This is a genomic window from Pseudomonas sp. HC1(2025), from assembly GCF_058742075.1.
The window spans coordinates 2,334,735-2,354,788 of sequence record NZ_CP196017.1; the positions used below are offsets into that span (position 1 = coordinate 2,334,735).

The following is a 20,054-nucleotide window of genomic DNA, read 5'->3' on the forward strand; positions in this document are numbered from 1 at the left end:
CCGATGCACTCGTGCCTGTCTGTAGGTGCGGAAGCAAAAACATCGATGTTGGAGAAGCCATACACAGATGAAGACGCTCGTCGATAATGGTCTTCACACAGCCAGTTTTGCGCACTCAGCCCGGCGCACCATCCGCACCTGGGCCATTCGCCTTTCCGGCACCCGGCGATCACGACGCAGGGAGTCGTCACTGACCATCGAGTGCATGGCGATCAGCGCCGCCAGCACAAAGCACACCGGCGTGATGATCTGGCGCTTCATGGCCTCTGCTACCAAGGCCGTGCGCTTCGTCACACCCAGTTTGAACATCGCATTGGTCAGGCGCTTCTTGACGGTGCCTGCCTCAATCCCTGCTTCCCGGGCGATCTCTTTCGAGGTGAAGCCCTGGGCAATCCAAAGCAGGAACTGAAGTTCTCGCGGCGCCAGGCCACGTCCGAGGTGGCCTTTCCATGAACCGTTGATGATTGTTGCTTCCATCGTTGTAACCCTCGGTTGGTTTCCCGCTGCCACCGAGGCGGTGGCAGAAGTGAAAATTTCCGATTACTCGCTGCGCGCGGCTAGGGCTGCTTTGGCATCAATCTCCTCGTCAAATGAGCAGAGGTGCGGTGCCTTCGAGTACAAATTAAGCAGGCGCTCGCCTTCATCGGTTGACCAGGTGTGGGCGGCTAGCGAGCTTTCCGCCTCTGTCGCGTAGCTCTCTACAGCCGCTTCGATGACCGCCGTCAAAGATCGCCGTTGAATTCGCCCCATTACATCCATGAGGTACCGCGTTCGTGGGTTGCCCCGGGCCCCGATCGGCTCTGTCTTGGTCGTTCTGCCAACTTTCTTGGCCATACATTTCTCCCAGTTGGTTTCCCGTTAGGCCCTGTTGCCAAGGACTATCGGTGAAACCCCCGGCCTCGCTACTGGCGACAGGCCGGGGTTGTTGCGTCAGCGGTGTGGCTCGTTGCCCGCTGCTGATTGCAGGGCTGGCCGGTCGTCTTCGTGGGTGGGCGTCGAGCTTCCTCCTCACGGCGTCAAACAGCACCTGTTCGCCGTGGATCACAGGTCCTTACAACATGCACGCTACAGCTCTGAATGCCCTGGTTGAGTGGGGCAGGGTGCATGAGGTCCGGCGTTCCCAGCCGTGGCTATCGGGACCGCTAATTCTGTTCAGTTGAATCTCCCTTCTTCCGCTGGGATTCGCGGGGCGCATTGCTTGCCAGGTCATTCGCACGGTTCGAGCGTTTCGCTCTCGATCAGCCGTACAGGGTGTTCCTGTCGTGGGCGGGCTATCTGACCCGTCTGATCGCCGGTCGCCGGTAGAGGCAATGCGGTCTGTTGGTATTTCTGTATTTCGCTGACTGTTAAAGAGCGGCGCAGCTTTCGCTACTGACCGGCGATGTTTGTTGCTGGCCTGGATGCAAATATAGGCAATCCCATATTTTTCGTCAATGGGTATTCCCATATTATTTATTGGGGACAATAAAAAGCCCGCTCACTGGCGGGTTCTTCTAAGTGTCGCAGTACTCGCGCCAGCCGATCCGGACGGTGCCATCATCCAAATGTTCAATCCTTATTCCGGCTGTGTCGCCGATGTCTTGGATGACCTGATGCCAGGCTTCAGGGCTTTCGTCGTCGCGCCTGGACACCTCAACCAACTGAATCCTCTGCACTCTGGGGGAGGCAATTATGCGTTGCAGGCGGTGACCAACAAGCTCGTAGGAATTTCTCGGTTTCGGTGTGGAGTAGGGTGACTGGATCATGCGTCGCTCCTTGCGAGTACTGTATGCATACACAGTATTGATGCTGTCATGTATTGGCAAGAGGGCAGCAAGAAGTTTCATGCATAAATGCATATTTTATGATGAGTGCTTTCCGGCAGGCATGAAAAAGCCCGCGTTGGGCGGGCTTCAAGCAAATACGGTGAGCGGCAGCTACCGCGCCAAGTCCAAATCACCACGATGAGCGATATGTACCTTGTTGCCATCTGGATCACGTAGGTACGCACCGTAGTAACCGTCACCATAGTGGGGACGTTGGCCCGGTTCACCGTCATCAGATCCGCCCGCAAGAAGCCCAGCTGCATAGGCGCTGTCTACCGCATTTGGAGATGGTGCGGTGAAAGCCACCATGCTTCCATTCCCTGCTCCGGCGTCATTGCGGTCATAAGGGCTGTACACATAAAAGCGAGGGAGAACGCTATCTGGCTTAATCCAGCATGCCGCAGGTGGTCCGCCATCAGGCGTCACAGGCCTGCGACAGAGCCCCAGGGGGATCAGCACCGCGTCATAGAAGGTAGATGCCTTATCAAGATCGTTTGTCCCAACGGTTACGTGACTGAACATCCTATATTCCTACTTACGAAGGCGAGGGGTTATCGTGTCATTTTGAAGGTGGGGGTGTATAGCCGTCGTCGGGTAAGTCGGGGAGGGCGAGAGTCGGCCCTCCAAATCGCAGGCAAAGAAAAGCCCGCGATGGGGAGTAGCGGGCTTAAAGGGATGTTCTTTAGGAGCTGGGGTAACCATAAATGCCCGACTGTGAAAGGGATGTGAAATATTGCGCTCAGTAGGACGTCGCGATTGCCCGGGCCAGTTGAGTGTCTGACATCAGCGGCGGCGGGCTGGTCGAGCGGTAGTACCTGGAGACTTGCTCAAACTGGGCGCCGCGAATTTCGCCGTCCGAACCTATGAACGCCAGGGCGTCAGTCTTGGCTGACTTGAAAATCTCAGGCGGCTCGGTCGTGAGGGATGTGGTCGCCCCAATTAAAATGGTTGGCGCGGAAATTGTGAGAAATATCGCGGCAGCGATAGGGTTGGCGCCATCACCTGATACGGCCTGCGTGCTGACCGATGCCAATAGGGCGATGGCCAGAGCCTTCCATGAGTCCATTCTTCGATGCTTCCATTGCGACCAGGGGGGGCCACCTTAGCAGAGCAGGGCGCTTACCAGAAACAAGAAGCCCGGCGTTTTGCCGGGCTATTGTGTGTAGCTCACGATCATATTAATCGCCAGAAGCATCAAACCAATAATCGTCGAAAAAATCGAGCTCATCTTCCACGTCTTCGCTGACTAAGCCCTTCAGCCTGGCCATGTCTAGCACCCTCCAGAACGTCTCCTGCTTGCAGGAAGGGATATCCGCTGCCAGAAGGTTAAAGGCAGGGTAGCCCAGGCTCCGGGCTATTAAATTTTGATACTGGGTGAGCGACAGGCCGTTATCAGACTTTTTGCGCAGGGTCTTTATCGATCGCTTGAGTTCGTCGATGAACTCATTGCGGCGATTGGCTTCCAGCTGGAATGAGACGGTATTCATGCATAACTCCTAGGTTCTTAGCTAGACGTCCGCAATCGAAGCATTCCAAGGGTTATGAGTTTCTGAGAAAGGACCGGATGCGTGAGCTTTGCCATTGCGGACGGCGTGCTTTCCGGGAGCGCAGAGCAATCATATATGACAATAGAGGGAGTGTGGAAGGGTAGATATCAGAAGCCCGGCGCTGGGCCGGGCATCGAAATGCAATCTGAGAAATCATTGAACGAGGCGGAGAGCTCCTTTTTTTGCAGTTGGAGGCAAGCTGGACGTATTGGAAATTGAGACTGGTGCTAGTCCAAAAATAATCGGTGTCAAATCATCGCCGCCGACATTCAACTCATCTGCGATAGCGCGCATCGATTTACCCTGATCCCTTAATATTCCAAACACTTTCTGGAGTATCTGAGATGTTTCTTTTGGTGCGGGATCGATCTCTCTTGTTCTCGCTCCGCGGGTAGATAAATCTATACAGATACTACGATATAGCCATTCGGTAAGAATTCCCGTGCTATGAAGCCTGTATGCCAGCGCCATAGCTGAAACGTTCCAGATTTTTTTAAACTTTATAATGTCCTCAGTAGAACGACATCTCCAGCCATTAGAGAGAATGCTTTCTTTGGGCATAAGCAGTGCTGATGCAAATGCATTTGCTTCGCCCTCAACCTCTTTTCCCTTATTTTCGCCGTGCCGATGAAGAACAAGGTGTCCTAACTCATGTGCAGCATCAAATCGACTAGATTCGGAAGACTTCTTTGTGTTCAGAAATACGAAGGGTGTTGTGCCACGTCTCCAGCAAGAAAAGGCGTTAACCTGGCTTGTTTCTTCCGCCAAGGAGAAAACACGTACACCTTTTGACTCTAAAAGGTGAATCATATTTTTTATAGGGGCCTGAGTTAGACCCCACTCCGCCCGAACTGCCTCGGCAGCCATTTCGGGGCTCAATCCCGTACAGTCAGGCACACTTGGTGCCGGCAAATTGAATTTGCTGTCTATCCAGTCGCTCAAAAGATATGCAATGCCGCCTGCTGCCAGTGCAGCGTCTCTTTGACTTGCCGTCATTCGCGAAAAAGATCTGAAGCTTGCATTTTGATCTGTAGGCGCTTCTACATCATCCCCACTAAAAAAGCTGACTGGGAATCCTAATGCATTGGCTAGTCTTTCAAGACTTTCTTCAGTCGGTGTTGAGTTTGAGCTCTCATACGATGAAAGAGTTTTACTTGTTAGTCCGGAAAGATCAGCGAGGACTTTTTTTGACCAGCCACGTCTCTGTCGAGCCATTAATAGCCTTGCAGGGTTGAAGTTTTCTGTGTTGCTCATGCTTTTGGTGTAACCATAATGTCTAGATCTGGACTTGGTTCTGGTACTAGGTCGTCAATAGGTGCATTAAAGTTGATCTGTGGCAAAATAAATCTCGGTTTCCAGTCGTCTACTTTTCCATTGGTGCCCATATTTACTGGTCGAGATAGTTCGTAGTTAACAACTTTGTTTTTGATGTCAGCATGAAATAGAAGAACCCAAAGTGTTTGCTCCGTCGCCTCTACTAACGCTTGTCGCTCATTACGGCTGACAGGGAACATATCCTGTTGACGGGAGTTAAAGTGGACGCTTTTAACCGTGCGGTTGCCCCGCTTATTGCGAGTCAACGGTGTGCGATGTGGATTACCCGTGTGAATGTCACCGCGCATCACGGTAATAGCGTGTTTCCCATCTGGCGAGACGACTCGTGGCTGATTGCTTGGGTCACTTGGCGTCCAGCCCTTACCGATCAGATGAGCCCGAATAGCCTCAGTGCCATAAATCCATCCCAAGGTGCCACCTGACCCGTTTGGTTGCAGTTTCCCTGCGGAAAGTACCTTTTGATAGTACTGGGTAGCGGTAGCGTAAAGATCACTCATGCTCACACCCAGAAGGAGCTCAATCGCCTGCTCCGGGGGTAAATGAGGAATCGAGGAAAGCTGGTTTGTTTGCATGGTGACCGCCAAAGCTAGGGGTGTTCCGCTTTTTATACATCATTTGATGTTAAAAAAACAGAAGACTCTATGTTTTCATGCGAAAAAAGTACTCTTGTGAAGGCCTTCAAACCTTCCCCCCTTCACCTCATCCGCTGCCGTAGAAGTGGTTCAGCGCTATCAGCTCAATCACCGCCACGAAAACGCACAGAGCAATGAAATTAGGGCTGAACACTCGCTTGCGGCCGGATGAGTCTCCGCCCAGTCCAGCGACGTCGGAATAGCCTGGGAGCATCATAAGGAAAGCCAGGCAAGCAATGACCCCAACCTTGCTCCAGAAGGACTGCTCTCGCCATGCAGTCATTTTGTCTGTTTCGAAGCCCGGCTTATCAGGCCGGTCTTCACCTCATCCGCGTAACCCACTAGCCTGTCAGCTTCCTCATAAAGCGTACCTACTAACCCCATCAGGGCTATGGCGTCTGCATCGCTGAGTTTTTCTGCGAGCTTGCTCAGGTCGATACAGGACTCCTCAAGGTTTGAGGCGATCGCCTTGAGATCGCGGCGCAGTTGCTGGTTGGGCTTGGTGAGGGGCATGGAGACCTCCGAGGTGATAGGCGCTGGATATTGGCGCCTGCTCAGTATAAAGATGAGACGAAAGCCTCAATCGGCTCGGGCAGCAAATCCTGTGGGTGATCCCCTCCAAATGTTGCAATACCGCTTTCACCGGACGCGATCCCGGAGCTGATTACAGCCCCTGAAGAAACCTGAATTACGCTTATCTTGACCTCTACCTGGTCAGGGATCATCGACCATTCAGTTGCGCGATCTTCCCAATGCAGGATGGTCGGAAGAATTAGGATGTCTTGCCCGGTGCGCTTCGCTTTTTCCAAGGCCAGATCATAGCTCGAGGCTTCTGAATCCACCGTTACTGCTGCCGACCGCCGCGCAAAAGCCGCGTAGAGGATTTGCGCTGTGTTACGACCGGAGCCTTTGTAGACGTTGTCGCCGTATTCACCATCTACCGGAGTAGCGATGATTATCTTGTCTGTTCGATTGAGCTGCTGAGTAGAGCCAGACTGACTTGGTAGCCATTGATGGGAGTCGGCGCAGCCAGAAAGCGCTGCTATCAGGATTAGAACTGCGGGCATTCGCATCTCGATTTCCTTTTCAGATGTTCTGCAAAATTGAATCAAATCCCTTGATCAGTAAAACTTCTGCAGCGCCTGAACAACCACGCCCACGATCCGGCAGTTCTCGTCTACTGCCTCGATCGGGTAGCTCGGGTTCAGCGGTTTCAGGAATAGTCGGCCGCCGTCGCTGACCAGCTTCTTGAATGTGGCTTCATTGCTGTCCGGGAGCTTGGCCACCACCAGCTTACCTGGTGCAACTTCAGCCTCTGTGTCCACCAGGATCAGAGTGCCCTCGGTGATGCTCTGGCCGGCGGGCGCTGTCATCGAGTCACCTTTCACCTTCAGCCAAAAAGCTGTGCCCTTGGAGTCGTACTCTGAGAACTCGTAGGTGTCCGAGAAACCGGCCGGGTAGGGCTCGACGGCCTCCGCCCAGGCGCCAGCAGCAACCCAGCTGATTACTGGGTAACGGAATGATTTGGTGGGCTGGGCAGCGGGGGAGATGTTCGATTCAGCAGAGCCTGCACTCGACTCCGGGGCCAGCATTGGCCCGATCTCATCGGAAAGCCATTTGGCGCTCACCCCGCATGCATCGGCGATCTTCACGACGTGCGCGGTGGCTTTCGATTTTCCACGCTCAAGGTCAGAAATCGACGTCTGCGTGATACCAGCTTTAGCGGCCAATTCGCCCTGATTGAGCTTGGCGTGCCGGCGCGCTGTCTTTAAACGGTCTTTGAATTCCATTCCGCGAGTATTACGGGTGCTCCCATATCCTTGCAAATCGGTATTCCCATAACCTACTATATGGGTATTCCCGTATGGAGGGGCGATATGAACAGTATTTACAAGGACCTCGTTGCCTTCATTGGTACTCAGGAGGTCACCGCTGAAAAGCTCAAGGTTGATCAAAGCACCGTTTCCGGTTGGGTTCGCGGGAAGCACGGCATGTCTCCAGTGGTTGCCAAGCGAGCAGAGGCGGTGACCGGAGGTGCTTTCAAAAAAGAGTCCCTTTGTCCGTCGTTTCCCTGGGCCGAGATGGCCGCCTAAGCGAGATATCTATCCGCAAATCTGTGTACCCAGTATCGGCTCAGACGGCTTGCGAAGTAAGAAACCTGAAGTCGCTGGAGTTTTATCCAGTGGGTTTTAAGAGAGGCGAAGCGGGGAGCAGGGTGGGGAGGTTGGTGCTTCGGCGCTGAATTACAGGCACAAAAAAGCCGACGGTCGAGGTCGGCTAATTCGATAACACTTTGTGAGGCCGATTATATGCAAACCCAGCCATGTATCAATAGCTCTACCAATCTCGCGCCACGTTTTTCGCAGTCTGAAAACGTGGCGCGCAAATGCTCGTATTCAGTTCGACTGTCGGCCTGACATGCAATACACCGTCACGATTAGCCAGGTGAAGGCGCTGGAGTGGGGGCTGAATTCTCAGCAGGCCCTGCTGTTTGCCTTTGTCGGAGGTGCAGCATGAGCATGGGCCTTATGGTCGCCGCGATGAAGCTTCGCGTCGGGAATCCATTGCGCAAGCTGGTACTGATCAAGCTTGCCGACAACGCCAGCGATGTAGGCGAGTGCTGGCCGTCCTATCAGCACATCGCCGATCAGTGCGAGATCAGCAAGCGCTCTGTCATGAACCACATCACAGCCCTGTGTGATGCGGGGTTGCTGCGTAAGGAAATTCGTAAGGGCGGACCTAAGGGGAATTCGTCGAACGTTTACTTCCTCACCCTTGAGGGAGGTGGTGCACCTCCTGCACCAGGGGTAGTGCAGCAAATTCATCAGGGTAGTGCAGCAGGTTCACCCCCTAGTGAATCTCCTGCACTAGGGGGTAGTGCAGGAGCTGCACCCAGAATCAGTAACTCTCTTGAACCAGTCATGGAACCGGTCATTGAACCAATTACGCCCCAGGCTACCGCTAAGGTCGTGACGGGGCAGGTCGTGCAATTCGTTCCGCAGCAACCACGAGTTGAGATTCCTGCCGACATGCCGGGGCCGAAGGACCAGGCCTGCAAGACCTTCAAGGTCTGGGCGAACTACGCCATGGCCTACCGCAAGCGCTACAGCGCCTGGCCGGTGTGGAACGCCAAGGCTGGCAAGCAGATGGCGTTGCTCGTCGACAGACTGGGTGCCGACGTAGCCCACCACGTCGCCGCGCATTACCTGAAAACCAGCGATGCCACCGTCCTGCGCAAATGCCACAGCCTCAACGAGCTACTGGCCAACGCCGAGAGCTACCACACCCAGTGGGTGACCGGGCAGCGCATCAACGGCACGACCGCCCGGCAGATGGAACGGACAGATGCGAACCACTCCGCAGCGGAGCAGGCCGCCCAGATGGTCTTGGCCAAACGCCAAGCAGGTGACCGCAATGAATACCTCTGAAATGAACGACCAGCAGGTTGCCGGACTGGCTGCTGCCATCTGCGCAACGGCCGAGGCCATGAGCCAGGAAATGAACCCCGGTACCGCCGCGATGATGGCTGAAGACCTCTGCGCTTACTCGGTGCCCGTCGTAAAAGCCGCCCTGAAGGCCTGCCGTTTCGAGGTGAAGGGCAAGCTGGCTATGGCTGACATCCTGCAGCGCGTCCAGACCGCCGACGGACGTCCGGGTAAGGACGAGGCCTGGGCCATCGCCATGATGACCAACGATGAATTCGAAACTGTGGTGCTGACTGATGAAATTCAGCTGGCTCTGGCTGTTGCGAAACCCATCTTGGATGGTGGCGACAAGATCGGTGCTCGCATGGCGTTCATCGACGCCTACCAGCGGTTCGTCAGCCAGGCCCGTGAGGATGCGAAGCCGGTCAACTGGCATGTATCCGTGGGCTTCGACGCCAACCGTCGAATCCAGGCCGTAACCAAGGCCATGGAGCTGAAGCGTATTCCCCGCGAGCACGGCCAAAAGTACCTGGCAGACCTGAGCGTCGAGCCGGTCACCGAAGACGGTCGCGCGATCGCTGGCTTGCTCACCGGTACCGTCACCCGGCCGGAACCCGCTATTCGCGAAAAGCTTGAGATCGTTAAGAGCTCGATGCTGGAAATGCGCAAGGCCAGCGCAGAACGGAAGGATGAGATGCGGATTGCAGCGGCCAACAAGTTGGCGGATCGCCGGGCGCTGCTGATCAAACAGGTCCAGGAACTGGAAGAGAAGAGGGCGGCGCAATGACCAAGCCAGCTAAGCCTCGCCCTATGCCCGTGTACCTGGTGCTGCGCCGCCTGATTGATCCTGCCACCGGCAGGGAGGTGGCCGCGTTTGTGCCGTCCTCCGACGCTGACCGGTCGATCCTTCGTGAGCGTGATTTCCGGATCAATACCAAGATCCGCGCCGACCTGAAGCAGCCGCGCAACCCAAGGTTCAATGGCTTGGTCCACGGCCTGGGCCGGGTACTGAGCCAGAACATCGATCGGTTCTCTGGCAAGCAGTCCCACGACGCAATCAAGGCACTGCAACTTGAGTCGGGCGTGTACTGCGACGAGGAGCAGTTCGACATCCCTGGCCTGGGCCAACTTACCCGCAAGACACCCCGCAGCCTTTCCTACGATTCGATGGGGGAGGAGACATTCCAAGACTTCTGGCGCCAGTGCTGTGCGTACCTGGTGCTGCATGACTGGCCGACGCTCACGGAAGAGCGCCTGACCGAAATGGCAGAGTTTGAAGCATTCAAGGAGGCCGCATGAAGCGCACCCCACTACAACGCAAAACCCCGCTCACGTCCGGTGGGTCACGCCGCAAGCGCTGCCCTGTGTGCCGAGTAATGTTCACGAAAACGCGCGATTCGCAGGCGGTATGCGGCGAGATCGAGTGCGCCATCGCTTACGGCAAGTCGGAGAAGGGGCAGGCGAGCGCCAAGAAGGCCCTAGCTGATGTTGGTCGCCGGGACATCAAGGTGCGCAAGGAGGCCCTGAAAAGTCGCGGCGATCACATGCGCGAGGCCCAGCAGGCATTCAACGAGTACATCCGCACCCGGGACCAGGCCGCCGGCCACCTATGCATATCCAGCGGCAAGCCATTGGACTGGAGCGGCAACGCAGTAGATGCCGGCCATTACCGCAGCGTCGGTTCTGCGCCGCACCTGCGCTTTGATGAGCGCAACTGCCATGCCCAGAGCAAGCAGGACAACCGGTTCCTGTCTGGGAATGCCGTGGACTATCGGATCGGCTTGATCGCGCGCATTGGCCAGGAGGCCGTAGACGCCTTGGAATCCGACCAAAGCGTTCGCAAGTACACCGTGGATGAAATTAAGGCCATCAAGGCCGACTACCGGGCAAAGACCAGAGAACTGAAGAAGGGGCTCGCAGCATGACCTATCGCAACGTTGTTTCAGCTGTAGTTCGAGCCCTCGCGGCCGAGACCATCAGTTCTGCCGGTGGCTTCGATTTCGAGCCCAAGGTGCAGTGCGCCAAGCAGAAGGGGGAAATCGTAGGCAAGGAGGCAGCATTCCTAACCGACTGCTGGGTGTTTGGGCGGCTGCACAAGGCGTTGGCCCCGGCGCACTGGCGGGCACTCGTGGCGAAGTTTTCCACTCACACCGAGCGCAAACACGCGGCTATTGCTGAGTTGACCCGTGTGATGCGATCGCCCGCGCCGGAGCGGTTCCTGCATTGCGCTGTGGTGACCTGGGCCTTGCCCCGGTTGCCAGGCGTGGACGGGAAGCGCTCAACGAACGTCCTGCCGGCCGGCTGGTACGAGATGGACAACTGGTCGAATGAGCCGCACCCGATCAAGACCCAGGAGCGGTGGAGACGGGATATTCGCAAGGCGCTGGAGAGTTGTGTAGACCTGGCCCTGGTCGAGGCTCAGCACATCCTTGAGCGGGAAGGCCTTGTGATATCAGAAGTCGCTTGACGACGACTGATCCAGTGAGCCATTATTCACGCATCCTGTCATTCCTGCGTGTGTAGGACTGAATAATAAGAGCCCGGCCAAGCGCCGGGTTTTTTATTGGTCACCTTCCAGTGCTACAGTCATATTTTTAGCTGGAGGGATCACATGCGAACTTTAATCGGAACTGTAGCGTTGGCCGCTCTAGCAGGGTGCGCATCATCTGAGAAGCCAGCCGAGTACGTTGGGCCTGTCTCAGATACTCCCGAGTGCGAAACGTACAGATCCATGGCAACTGCCCCGATGGCGCCAAGGGCTCATGAGGCGCTCAGGCTGGCTTGCGATAAGTCCAGAGCGGATAAGGCGAAGGCTGGCGGTGCTTAGGAGAGGCTTGATATTTGTTTGCTGAAATAGCCCGGCCACTGCGCCGGGCTTTTTTGTGGGCGAAATAAATGAATTTACCTGTAGCCAGGACAGCCTTCGGGAACCCCTGGACGCGGTATCGCCGGAAGTCACGCGTCACGAAAGAACACCGGCAGCCCGCGCACCCTGACCTCACTGTGCTTCCAGGGTAGCGCGAGACCAGATCAGCGCGATCAGTGCATTAGGGCGTCGACACTGAGAAGGTCTTCGGCGGACGGCAGGAAAGACCGCACACCTAATTCGACTGAATGCTGCGCATGAATTTTTTGCAAAATTCTGACTCGTTGATTCCCTTGGCCCGTTCCTCTCGCTCTTCAGCTGAGGAACCGGGGGCGCCCAATATCTCTTTTGTGGCTTTGTCGCCAATGGCAGATATCTCTGAATAGCTCTTAACGCCGTGATCTCGCATGTATATGGCAGTTGCAATACCAGCTTTGTCGATAACCTTCATATCGGAATGGACGCCATACGCATAGGCAAGCGTGCATCGTTGCATCTTGAACATGATCTCGTGGTCGCTCTCACTTGCATGCAATGGGAGGCAGAGTAATGCCAACAGTACTGCAAAATATTCTGATCCCTTCATTTACCTGTCCGTAGCGCGTTGAAAATTCGCGATGAGTTATACCTCGTGGGCGACCGCCGCCCACTTATTGTCAGCCCAGTCATCGTGTTGGGCTTACTCGTTTTCGGCCCCGCCACACCCATCGCTCTGAGCTGGGAGTGCTGCTGGGGTTGACCTATTTCAAACAAGTCCCACGGAGTTAAGCAAGTCGAGAGTGCTCTCGTCCTTTTTCTCCCCGGCCAAGCTTTCAATTTCTTGGCACGAGTTTGCCCGTTCAATTCTGATGTGGCGCGGAGCCTCGATGCCCAACGACACATAGTTGCGGTTGATCTTCGTCACCTTAATCAGAACTTCATCGCCAATATGGAGGGATTGACCTATTTTTCGAGTGATGGATATCACGTGTGGGCCTCTTGGGGGATGGGCTACTTATGGCCTTTTCCGGTGTGATCCTTAGCTCAGCTTGCTGCGCGTCCGACACGGTAGCGTTTAGTGGGCCCTGACGATCCCGGGTAGCAGCCAGGCTGGTTTATAGGTGCGGTATCGCAGAAGACAGGTGGCTCTTCTGAGTCTGTGTCAATGGCTTTTTGCTCTTTGCTAAATGCAGAGCAGCCGCCAAGGATTACGGTTGCAAGGAGAAAAATTACATGCTTCATGGCGGTCCATTCCTATCAAGTCACCATCACACTCTGTGCGTGTCTTTCTCTTTGGGCTTTTATACCGAGAGAGATGCTACTCATCGCATACGTTTTGCATAAAAGATGTAGGAAATTTCCTGTTTTTTACTGCGGAAAGTCCCTGTTTATTCATCGGGCATTTGATGGCCTCGCTCCCTGCATGGGAGAACAATAATTTACGGAGTAACAGCAATGGCAGAACCCGCGAGCACTGCCGCCAGCGTAGTGCTGGTCAAATACGGCGTGGTCATCGATCCTGTCCCTGGGTTTCTTGAGGGACTTGACCCGGTGGCAGGCGGCCTCAGCTGTCCTCACTGGCTTCCTGTTCTCGGTGTACCTGACGCAGCCCGTAACGATCTGGCTCGCCCCAAAGCTTGAGATGGCAGTGACTGAAGATCTGTTGTGTGGCGTGGCATTCGTGCTTGGGTTGACAGCGATGAACATCATCCCGGCAATCAAAGCAGTAGCGGGATCGTTCCCGACTGCGCGAGGTGCCTGACATGAACAGCATCCTTGTTTCAGCGCTAGGGGTATTCGATGCGCTTCTGTGCGTATTGGTGGCCCTGGCTGCGTGTGACTACCTTCGCCGGATTCGCCCGGTCGATCAGCCACTTCTTTGCACGGCCTTCTATTTGGTGGCGATTGGCGCGTTTGGCGCCTTCGTGACCGCCATCCAGTGGCATTGGGTTAACCCGTTCGGCGTGATGCTTCATGCTGGCGTGGTGGCTTATGCCTGGGCAAGGCGCGGGTATGTGTTTGGTTCTACCAGTTAATCCGCGCCACGTTTTCGAATGCGCTAAATCGTGGCGCGAGATTGGAGTTCATGCTCGTCTATGGAAATGTGATGTCGGCCCTGATCAAAGGAAGATTGCTTGCATCGTAGGAGCAATGATACGACCGCCCATCATCGGTGTCTTTTTTCGGAATATCTTCACACTTGAATGAAACAGTGATGCCGTATTTTGTAGCTGTGAATCCTTTGACTGCCTCCTCAGGGGTAAGCACCGTAACGAGCTCACGATTGAAGCTCAGGGTGATATCTGGGCCGCCGAAGACTTCATATTTCTGCGATCGGATACATAGGCTGGCCCCAATCAATTTGCCATTCAGCGTATTGCTGCCACTCGTACACGCTTTCGGTGAAATGAAGTTGCCAACGCTCATTTTATGAGTGGGGACTTCTGTCTTCACTGCCGGTGGTGTGTGCGGCCCGCTCTGGCAGGCTGTGATCAGGCCAGCCACCAAGAGTAAGGCGGCAGCATTAACGATTGACTTCATTAGGGGCAGTATCCTTCAGCTGGGGCCGTTTGAGTGAACCCAGTTCCGGAGCTCGTAGGTGCTCGCTGGGTTGCTATGAGGTGGGGAGGCCTTTACTTCACGTATTTGAAGGTCGCACTTACCAGCAATTGATCATTGATGGTGACCTTACAAAAGCGCTTCTCAACTGTTTTGCCATCAACGGCGAAAGTAGGGGCGCATTGTAAAAATGCTTTCTTCCCCTTCCAGTCTTTAGTAACTCCGGTGGTGGTTGTGCTCACCGGCTCTCGCATGAATTTTCGGTTCTGTGGTGAGAAGTAAATTTCTGGTTCTCCACCGCCAAAAAAACCGGATTCGTATGTAGAGCAGAGTATGCCCTCAATACGCTCTCCATCGATAATGTTGGCGTCAACATGGCAGGCGGTCAGACCATTTGAGACATCCAGATCCACTGGTCCCAAATTGGTCCATGTTGGAGTGCTAATACACCCGGACAGAGCTGCAGCAGTGATAGCAATAACGCAAGTGGATTTGGTGCGGGACATTGAATTGAGCTTCCTTACTTTTTAATTTGCATCACCAATACCGTCAACGCTTCACTATTTCAAGCTCAAGGTGATTCATGGACAGGCCATACCCTCCATCGTCACTGCTTGAGCTGTCTGACCTCTCCGACTTCGGTATCCGCCTTACTCCAGCGCCTGAGGTGTGGGAATGGCTGCAAACTGAGATCGTTGCCGACACAGGCAGCATTCACAACGAAGACCATGCCCACCTACTGGATGCAGACATCCGGATCATGTGGGCGTCGTCGAGCTTCTCCAAACAGGGCCGTACAGTCCTGGGCCAGGCCGAGCAGGTAGCGTTCCGCGCCGGTGGTTGGCAGAAAGCTCGCATGGAACAACAGATGCGTGATTGGTTCGGCGACGTGCCGGCCTTCATCATCACTCTTGCTGCTGACTACTGCGCCGAGTGCAGCGACCTTGAGTTCTGCGCCCTGATCGAACATGAGCTTTATCACCTGGCTCACGCGACCGACAAGTACGGTCAACCAGCATTCACCCAAGACGGTGCACCGAAGATCAAGCTGCAGGGCCACGACGTGGAAGAGTTCGTCGGTGTGGTCCGCCGCTATGGTGCGAGCCCTAACGTTCAAGCGTTGGTGGATGCTGCAAACAGTCCCGCTGAGGTGGGGAATTTGAACATTGCGAGGGCCTGCGGAACCTGTCTGCTGAGATCGGCCTGATTCTTGACAGGCTCTAGACGGATGAGAATTTATGGCAGCCCTGAAAAATGAGGTGAAGAGCTTCATCGTTCAGGCGCTTGCGTGCTTTGACACCCCTTCCCAGGTGGTGGAAGCCGTCAAGAACGAATACGGGGTTGTGGTGAGCCGCCAGCAGGTGGAGACGCACGACCCAACCAAGGCTGCGGGGAAGGGGCTTGCGGTGAAGTGGGAGACCCTGTTCCACGACACCCGTAAGCGATTCCGCGAAGAGACTGCCGAGATACCCATCGCCAACCGCGCCTATCGGCTTCGTGGCCTGGGGCGAATGGCTGAGAAGGCCGAGAGCATGCGCAACCTGGCGCTGACCGCTCAGCTGTACGAGCAGGCCGCCAAGGAGGTGGGCGACGTTTACGTGAATCGCCGCCTCGAACCTGAGAAACCTCTGGGCTCCCAAGCGGACCAGCAGCACGCCGTTGCTGAGTACACCTTGGAGCCTGATGAGAATGTCCCCGCTACCCCGTACCTTTGACCCGCCGGTGAAGCTGACGCCCAAACAGGCGAACATTTACTGCTGGGGCTTCCAGCCTGAGGCCCGCTTCCGCGATGCGGTGTGTGGCCGTCGGTTCGGCAAGACATTCCTGGGCAAGGCCGAAATGCGCCGTGCCGCTCGCCTTGCTGCGGAGTGGGGCGTGAGCGTTGAGGACGAGATCTGGTACGGCGCGCCGACGTTCAAACAGGCAAAGCGCGTGTTCTGGCGTCGCCTGAAGCAAGCTATCCCCGAAGCATGGCGTGCACACCGCCCGAACGAGACGGAATGCTCGATCACCCTCAAGTCCGGCCACGTTATGCGCGTGGTGGGGCTCGATAACTATGACAACCTGCGCGGCTCCGGCCTGTTCTTCGTCCTGGTGGATGAATGGGCAGACTGTCCGTGGGCGGCGTGGGAAGAAGTGCTGCGGCCGATGCTATCGACTTGTCAGTACCAGATTCCAGGCGTTGGCATGCGAAAGGGCGGCCATGCGCTACGCATTGGCACTCCGAAGGGTTTCAACCACTGCTACGACACTTATCTGGACGGCAGGCCAGGCGGGGAGCCAGACCACAAGAGCTGGCAGTACACCTCGTTACAAGGCGGCAACGTTCCTCCTGAAGAGCTTGAGGCGGCACGCCGGAAGATGGACCCGCGCACCTTCCGGCAAGAGTACGAAGCCGGCTTCGAGAACTATGCGGGCGTCGTCTACTACACGTTCAATCGAGATGAGTGCCGAACCAGCGAGCGAATCAAGCCGGGCGAGGCGTTGCACATTGGCATGGACTTCAACGTCATGAAGATGGCGGCCGTTGTCTATGTCGTGCGTAACGATCTGCCGATGGCTCTGGATGAATTTCATGGTGTTCGGGATACGCCTGAGATGATCGAGAAGATCCAGGCACGGTTCCCTGGTCACTCGGTGGCGGTCTATCCCGACGCCAGTGGGCAGAACACCAGCAGCAAAAACGCGAGCGAGTCCGACTTGTCGCTGCTGAAAAAAGCAAAATTCACGGTGATCGTCGACTCCACAAACCCTGGGGTGAAAGACCGCGTGAACTCGGTGAACGCCATGTTCCTGAACGCCTACGGCGAGCGACGACTGAAGGTCAATATCGACCAGTGCCCTCAGCTCACCTTGTGCCTGGAGCGACAGACCTACACCGACAAGGGTGAGCCTGACAAAGACCCGAAGAAGGGCCATGACCACATGAACGACGCGGCGGGCTACTTCATCGCCAAGCGTTACCCGATCAAAGCAATCGTCACCTCCATCAAAATGGGATACGCCCGATGAGCAACGACGTCTCCTTCAAGCGGGCGGAATACATAGCTGTGCTGGATCGCTGGGCGACCGTTCGCGACGTCTGCGCCGGTCAGCACCGGGTTGTCGACCGACTGCCGTACATCAACTCACACGACAAGTCGCCTGAGAACGTAGACCGGAACAAGGCCTATCGCGAGCGTGCGGTATTCAAGAACGCCACCGGGCACACCCGTAACGGGCTGCTCGGCCTGGCCTTCCACAAAGACCCAACGTTGACGGTATCCAAGAAGCTGGAGTACCTGCAGGACAACGCCAATGGCTCGGGCGTGAGCATCTACCAGCACTCGCAGGGCACTCTGGAGAAGGTGCTTGAGGCTGGTCGCCACGGTCTGTACGTCGACTATCACCAGGACAATGGTGTCGGCGGGCACTCGGTGATCCTTTCCTACTGCGCCGAGGACATCATCAACTGGCGCACGGGAATGGTTAACGGCCATAGCGTGTTGACCCTGGTGGTGCTGCGCGAGTCGCCCGAGATACCTGAAGGCTTTGGTTTCAAGACGGTTGAGCAGTACCGGGAGCTGGCGCTGGAAGACGACGGTTTCGTTTGCCGCGTTTGGCGACGGTCTGGGCCGAAAGGTGGTGGTCCACTGGCAGTCATCGACGAGTTCAAGCCCGAGGGTGTAACCGGTCGCCTCAAGGAGATCCCGTTCACCTTCGTCGGCGCACAGAACAACGACCCAAGCATCGACGAGTCGCCGCTCTACGACATCGCCATGATCAACCTGGGCCATTACCGGAACAGTGCCGACTACGAAGATAGCGTTTTCTGGTGTGGGCAGGCTCAGCCCTATATCTCTGGGCTCGATGAGCAATGGCGTGACCACATGGAGAAAAACGGCATTTACGTCGGGTCCCGGGCGCCAATGCTGCTTCCTGCCGGCGGCGCCTTCGCCTATGCCCAGCCTGCTCCGAACACCCTGGTCAAAGAGGCCATGGCCGACAAGAACCAGATGATGATCGAGCTGGGCGCCCGGATGGTGGTTGCGTCACTTGCTACCAAGACCGCTACGGAGTCCCGCGGCGATCAATCGGCGTCTACTTCGGTGCTGGCCGGCTGCGTGGCCAACGTCAGCGAGGCATACACCCGGGCAATCATGTGGTGCTGCGCCTACATGGGCATCACCGACAAGAAGGTCGCCTACCAGGTCAATCAAGAGTTCGTCGAGCTGACGGCAGATCCGCAGATGATCACGGCCTTGGTGGGCCTGTGGCAGAACGGCGGCTTTGCGAAAGCGGATCTTCGAGCATATCTGCGCAAACTTGGACTGATCGCACCAGAGCGCACCGACCAACAGATCGACGGCGAGCTGGAAGAACAGGGCGATGGCCTGGGACTGGACGACGAGGGCAAAGTAGATGGCGGTGAACCAGGCGATACTTGATGCGACCATCCGGCACGCAGTCTTCCTCGAAAAGCTCAAGGTTGGGGAGGTGGGCAAGTTCGCTCCCTTCCTCAAGGAGATTGACCGGTCTATCCGTGAGCGGCTGATCCAGTCGGACCTGACCGAGTACAACGTCAAGCGCCTGGAAGCGCTGCTGAAAGAGGTCGACAGTCTGCTACTGGGCATCTTCGACCGTTACAGCGCGCAATTGAACCTCGACCTAGTGGACATCGCCAACTACGAAGCGCAGTTCGAAGCGACGAGCTTGGCCCGATCAGCGCCGGTTGGCGTGTCGCTGGATGTGGTCGCCCCAACGGCCGCTGCAATCCGCACCGCAGTGCTGACGAACCCGCTCAGTGTGCGCGGCACCGGCGGCGGGAAGCTGCTCAAGGCCTTCATCAAGGGGTGGACTGGCGCCGAACGTGAGCGCGTCACCGGCACCATCCGGCAGGGCTTCTTCGAAGGGCAGACGAATTTCCAGATCATCCGCAACATTCGCGGTACCAAGGCGGCCGGCTACAAGGACGGTATTCTTGCCACCACCAACCGCAATGCCAGCACGGTTGTGCACACCGCGATTCAGCATGTGTCGTCCCAGGCGCGCATGGAGGTCGCCAAGGCCAACACGGATATCGTGCAAGAGATCCAGATGGTGGCCACGCTGGACAGCAAGACCAGCCAGCTATGTCGCTCGATGGACAAACGCCGGTTTCCAGTCGATTCAGGCCCACGGCCGCCGTTTCACCCGAATTGCCGTACGACGTTCGTTCTGCTAACCAAACTTAGCGAGATGTTCGCCAAGGGAGCTACCCGCGCTTCGGTGGGTGCCAATGGCGGCCAGCAGGTCAGTGCAAGCCTGGATTACTACCACTGGCTCCAGCAGCAGCCAGCTTCGTTCCAGGACGTTGCTATCGGCCCAGTCCGGGCCAAGCTGTTCCGGGAGGGCGGGCTGACCGTAGAGCGCTTCGCCGAGCTGCAGCTTGATCGCAACTTCGCCCCGTTGACTCTGGTACAGATGCGCGCTCTAGAACCGTTATCATTTGAAAGGGCTGGTCTGCTAATCTGATTGTTTTAGCGCTATATCAAGGAAGGTTTAGGATGCTGGGTAAACTCCAAGGACAAGAGCAAGGAGACCTTCTCAATGATTTTGTGCGAGCTTTTGGGTTAGCAGGATTTCATAGTTTTGGTGATCGGCTGTGGAATCAACGCAATGCTATTTTCTGCATTAAAGTGTTTGCCCATTCCCACCAGTATAAGGATGATATTTTGCTGGTGCTGGCAAGTATTCGGAATAATAGATGGTTAAGATTGCACGTACGCGAACAAGCCCACACTTTTATTTTTGCCCTCTCTGGTAGCAATGAGGAAGTTGAGGCGCGACGCAGCTTAATTGCGATCACAGACCTTATATGCGAGTTCGCTCAAGATGATGAAACACTTGAGACATTAGAGATGTATTTAGAATAAACGATTATGAAT

29 protein-coding genes and 1 pseudogene are annotated in these 20,054 nt (G+C 55.9%); 14 read left to right on the forward strand and 16 right to left on the reverse strand.

Annotation, left to right across the window (positions count from 1 at the left end; all coding sequences use genetic code 11):
• Positions 1–93 precede the first annotated feature (93 nt).
• The 12 genes from ACSSVH_RS10530 to ACSSVH_RS10585 form a co-directional block, all read right to left on the reverse strand.
• Entirely contained in the window at positions 94–477 is a 384-nt protein-coding gene (locus ACSSVH_RS10530) for a response regulator transcription factor (protein ID WP_492634472.1), read from the reverse strand.
• Positions 478–540: 63 nt separating this feature from the next.
• Positions 541–834: a hypothetical protein gene (locus ACSSVH_RS10535; protein ID WP_492634473.1), complete on the reverse strand. Its 294-nt coding sequence runs from the start codon at positions 832–834 to the stop codon at positions 541–543.
• A gap of 659 nt (positions 835–1,493) precedes the next feature.
• Entirely contained in the window at positions 1,494–1,745 is a 252-nt protein-coding gene (locus tag ACSSVH_RS10540; protein ID WP_492634474.1) for a DUF1654 domain-containing protein, read from the reverse strand.
• A gap of 171 nt (positions 1,746–1,916) precedes the next feature.
• Complete coding sequence (locus tag ACSSVH_RS10545) at positions 1,917–2,327, reverse strand: VOC family protein (RefSeq protein WP_492634475.1); 411 nt, start codon at positions 2,325–2,327, stop codon at positions 1,917–1,919.
• Between the two features lie 217 nt (positions 2,328–2,544).
• On the reverse strand, positions 2,545–2,871 hold the full coding sequence (locus tag ACSSVH_RS10550; RefSeq protein ID WP_492634476.1) for a DUF2388 domain-containing protein: 327 nt from the start codon (positions 2,869–2,871) through the stop codon (positions 2,545–2,547).
• A 112-nt stretch (positions 2,872–2,983) separates the two neighbouring features.
• Positions 2,984–3,292 (reverse strand): hypothetical protein, encoded by a 309-nt coding sequence (locus ACSSVH_RS10555; protein WP_133714872.1) that lies wholly within the window; start codon positions 3,290–3,292, stop codon positions 2,984–2,986.
• 213 nt (positions 3,293–3,505) lie between these two features.
• Positions 3,506–4,606, reverse strand: a complete 1,101-nt coding sequence (locus ACSSVH_RS10560; protein WP_492634477.1) for a helix-turn-helix domain-containing protein — start codon at positions 4,604–4,606, stop codon at positions 3,506–3,508.
• A complete protein-coding gene (locus ACSSVH_RS10565; protein ID WP_492634478.1) occupies positions 4,603–5,259 on the reverse strand; it encodes a hypothetical protein in 657 nt (218 codons plus the stop codon). Before ACSSVH_RS10565 ends, ACSSVH_RS10560 begins: the two co-directional genes overlap by 4 nt.
• 127 nt (positions 5,260–5,386) lie before the next feature.
• The gene (locus ACSSVH_RS10570) at positions 5,387–5,602 is read right to left on the reverse strand and encodes a hypothetical protein (RefSeq protein WP_492634479.1); all 216 of its coding nucleotides are present in this window, start codon (positions 5,600–5,602) and stop codon (positions 5,387–5,389) included.
• On the reverse strand, positions 5,599–5,832 hold the full coding sequence (locus ACSSVH_RS10575) for a hypothetical protein (RefSeq protein WP_492634480.1): 234 nt from the start codon (positions 5,830–5,832) through the stop codon (positions 5,599–5,601). Before ACSSVH_RS10575 ends, ACSSVH_RS10570 begins: the two co-directional genes overlap by 4 nt.
• Positions 5,833–5,873: 41 nt before the next feature.
• The gene (locus ACSSVH_RS10580; RefSeq protein ID WP_492634481.1) at positions 5,874–6,386 is read right to left on the reverse strand and encodes a DUF4823 domain-containing protein; all 513 of its coding nucleotides are present in this window, start codon (positions 6,384–6,386) and stop codon (positions 5,874–5,876) included.
• Between the two features lie 54 nt (positions 6,387–6,440).
• Positions 6,441–7,109, reverse strand: a complete 669-nt coding sequence (locus ACSSVH_RS10585) for a LexA family protein (RefSeq protein WP_492634482.1) — start codon at positions 7,107–7,109, stop codon at positions 6,441–6,443.
• A gap of 87 nt (positions 7,110–7,196) precedes the next feature.
• Here ACSSVH_RS10585 and ACSSVH_RS10590 point away from each other — a divergent pair, with 87 nt between their 5' ends.
• From ACSSVH_RS10590 to ACSSVH_RS10620, 7 genes and pseudogenes are all read left to right on the forward strand, one after another.
• Positions 7,197–7,412, forward strand: a complete 216-nt coding sequence (locus ACSSVH_RS10590) for a helix-turn-helix domain-containing protein (RefSeq protein ID WP_176992367.1) — start codon at positions 7,197–7,199, stop codon at positions 7,410–7,412.
• A gap of 274 nt (positions 7,413–7,686) precedes the next feature.
• Positions 7,687–7,821 (forward strand): annotated as a pseudogene (locus ACSSVH_RS10595) (phage replication protein); the annotation flags it as partial.
• An 11-nt stretch (positions 7,822–7,832) separates the two neighbouring features.
• Complete coding sequence (locus ACSSVH_RS10600) at positions 7,833–8,747, forward strand: helix-turn-helix domain-containing protein (RefSeq protein ID WP_492634483.1); 915 nt, start codon at positions 7,833–7,835, stop codon at positions 8,745–8,747.
• Positions 8,734–9,531: a hypothetical protein gene (locus ACSSVH_RS10605; protein WP_463989921.1), complete on the forward strand. Its 798-nt coding sequence runs from the start codon at positions 8,734–8,736 to the stop codon at positions 9,529–9,531. The genes ACSSVH_RS10600 and ACSSVH_RS10605 overlap by 14 nt, the downstream gene beginning before the upstream one ends.
• The gene (locus tag ACSSVH_RS10610) at positions 9,528–10,043 is read left to right on the forward strand and encodes a hypothetical protein (protein WP_057959970.1); all 516 of its coding nucleotides are present in this window, start codon (positions 9,528–9,530) and stop codon (positions 10,041–10,043) included. The genes ACSSVH_RS10605 and ACSSVH_RS10610 overlap by 4 nt, the downstream gene beginning before the upstream one ends.
• Positions 10,040–10,669 carry a recombination protein NinG gene (locus ACSSVH_RS10615; protein WP_492634484.1) on the forward strand — a complete coding sequence of 210 codons (630 nt, stop codon included), beginning with the start codon at positions 10,040–10,042 and terminating at the stop codon, positions 10,667–10,669. Before ACSSVH_RS10610 ends, ACSSVH_RS10615 begins: the two co-directional genes overlap by 4 nt.
• On the forward strand, positions 10,666–11,211 hold the full coding sequence (locus ACSSVH_RS10620) for a hypothetical protein (RefSeq protein WP_492634485.1): 546 nt from the start codon (positions 10,666–10,668) through the stop codon (positions 11,209–11,211). The genes ACSSVH_RS10615 and ACSSVH_RS10620 overlap by 4 nt, the downstream gene beginning before the upstream one ends.
• A gap of 634 nt (positions 11,212–11,845) precedes the next feature.
• On the opposite strand, the gene ACSSVH_RS10625 is transcribed toward ACSSVH_RS10620, so the two are convergent.
• Both ACSSVH_RS10625 and ACSSVH_RS10630 read right to left on the reverse strand, forming a co-directional pair.
• The gene (locus ACSSVH_RS10625; RefSeq protein WP_492634486.1) at positions 11,846–12,196 is read right to left on the reverse strand and encodes a hypothetical protein; all 351 of its coding nucleotides are present in this window, start codon (positions 12,194–12,196) and stop codon (positions 11,846–11,848) included.
• A 159-nt stretch (positions 12,197–12,355) separates the two neighbouring features.
• Positions 12,356–12,577: a carbon storage regulator gene (locus ACSSVH_RS10630; RefSeq protein ID WP_492634487.1), complete on the reverse strand. Its 222-nt coding sequence runs from the start codon at positions 12,575–12,577 to the stop codon at positions 12,356–12,358.
• Positions 12,578–13,352: 775 nt separating this feature from the next.
• Between ACSSVH_RS10630 and ACSSVH_RS10635 the strand changes: the two genes are divergently transcribed.
• On the forward strand, positions 13,353–13,625 hold the full coding sequence (locus ACSSVH_RS10635; RefSeq protein ID WP_492634488.1) for a hypothetical protein: 273 nt from the start codon (positions 13,353–13,355) through the stop codon (positions 13,623–13,625).
• Positions 13,626–13,683: 58 nt separating this feature from the next.
• Here the strand turns inward: ACSSVH_RS10635 and ACSSVH_RS10640 are convergent, their stop codons facing one another.
• Both ACSSVH_RS10640 and ACSSVH_RS10645 read right to left on the reverse strand, forming a co-directional pair.
• Positions 13,684–14,130: a hypothetical protein gene (locus ACSSVH_RS10640; protein ID WP_492634489.1), complete on the reverse strand. Its 447-nt coding sequence runs from the start codon at positions 14,128–14,130 to the stop codon at positions 13,684–13,686.
• 92 nt (positions 14,131–14,222) lie between these two features.
• On the reverse strand, positions 14,223–14,654 hold the full coding sequence (locus ACSSVH_RS10645; protein ID WP_463989915.1) for a hypothetical protein: 432 nt from the start codon (positions 14,652–14,654) through the stop codon (positions 14,223–14,225).
• A gap of 77 nt (positions 14,655–14,731) precedes the next feature.
• On the opposite strand from ACSSVH_RS10645, the gene ACSSVH_RS10650 reads away from it, so the two are divergent.
• From ACSSVH_RS10650 to ACSSVH_RS10675, 6 genes are read left to right on the forward strand one after another with little or no spacing between them, the layout of a single operon-like run.
• Positions 14,732–15,355 (forward strand): putative metallopeptidase, encoded by a 624-nt coding sequence (locus ACSSVH_RS10650; protein WP_492634490.1) that lies wholly within the window; start codon positions 14,732–14,734, stop codon positions 15,353–15,355.
• A 31-nt stretch (positions 15,356–15,386) separates the two neighbouring features.
• Positions 15,387–15,863, forward strand: coding sequence for a DUF2280 domain-containing protein (locus tag ACSSVH_RS10655; protein WP_273872766.1), 477 nt, complete (start codon positions 15,387–15,389; stop codon positions 15,861–15,863).
• On the forward strand, positions 15,838–17,160 hold the full coding sequence (locus ACSSVH_RS10660) for a phage terminase large subunit family protein (protein ID WP_492634491.1): 1,323 nt from the start codon (positions 15,838–15,840) through the stop codon (positions 17,158–17,160). The genes ACSSVH_RS10655 and ACSSVH_RS10660 overlap by 26 nt, the downstream gene beginning before the upstream one ends.
• On the forward strand, positions 17,157–18,575 hold the full coding sequence (locus ACSSVH_RS10665; protein WP_492634492.1) for a DUF4055 domain-containing protein: 1,419 nt from the start codon (positions 17,157–17,159) through the stop codon (positions 18,573–18,575). Before ACSSVH_RS10660 ends, ACSSVH_RS10665 begins: the two co-directional genes overlap by 4 nt.
• The gene (locus tag ACSSVH_RS10670) at positions 18,550–19,641 is read left to right on the forward strand and encodes a minor capsid protein (protein ID WP_492634493.1); all 1,092 of its coding nucleotides are present in this window, start codon (positions 18,550–18,552) and stop codon (positions 19,639–19,641) included. Before ACSSVH_RS10665 ends, ACSSVH_RS10670 begins: the two co-directional genes overlap by 26 nt.
• 32 nt (positions 19,642–19,673) lie before the next feature.
• Positions 19,674–20,042, forward strand: coding sequence for a hypothetical protein (locus tag ACSSVH_RS10675; protein ID WP_492634494.1), 369 nt, complete (start codon positions 19,674–19,676; stop codon positions 20,040–20,042).
• Positions 20,043–20,054: the final 12 nt, after the last annotated feature.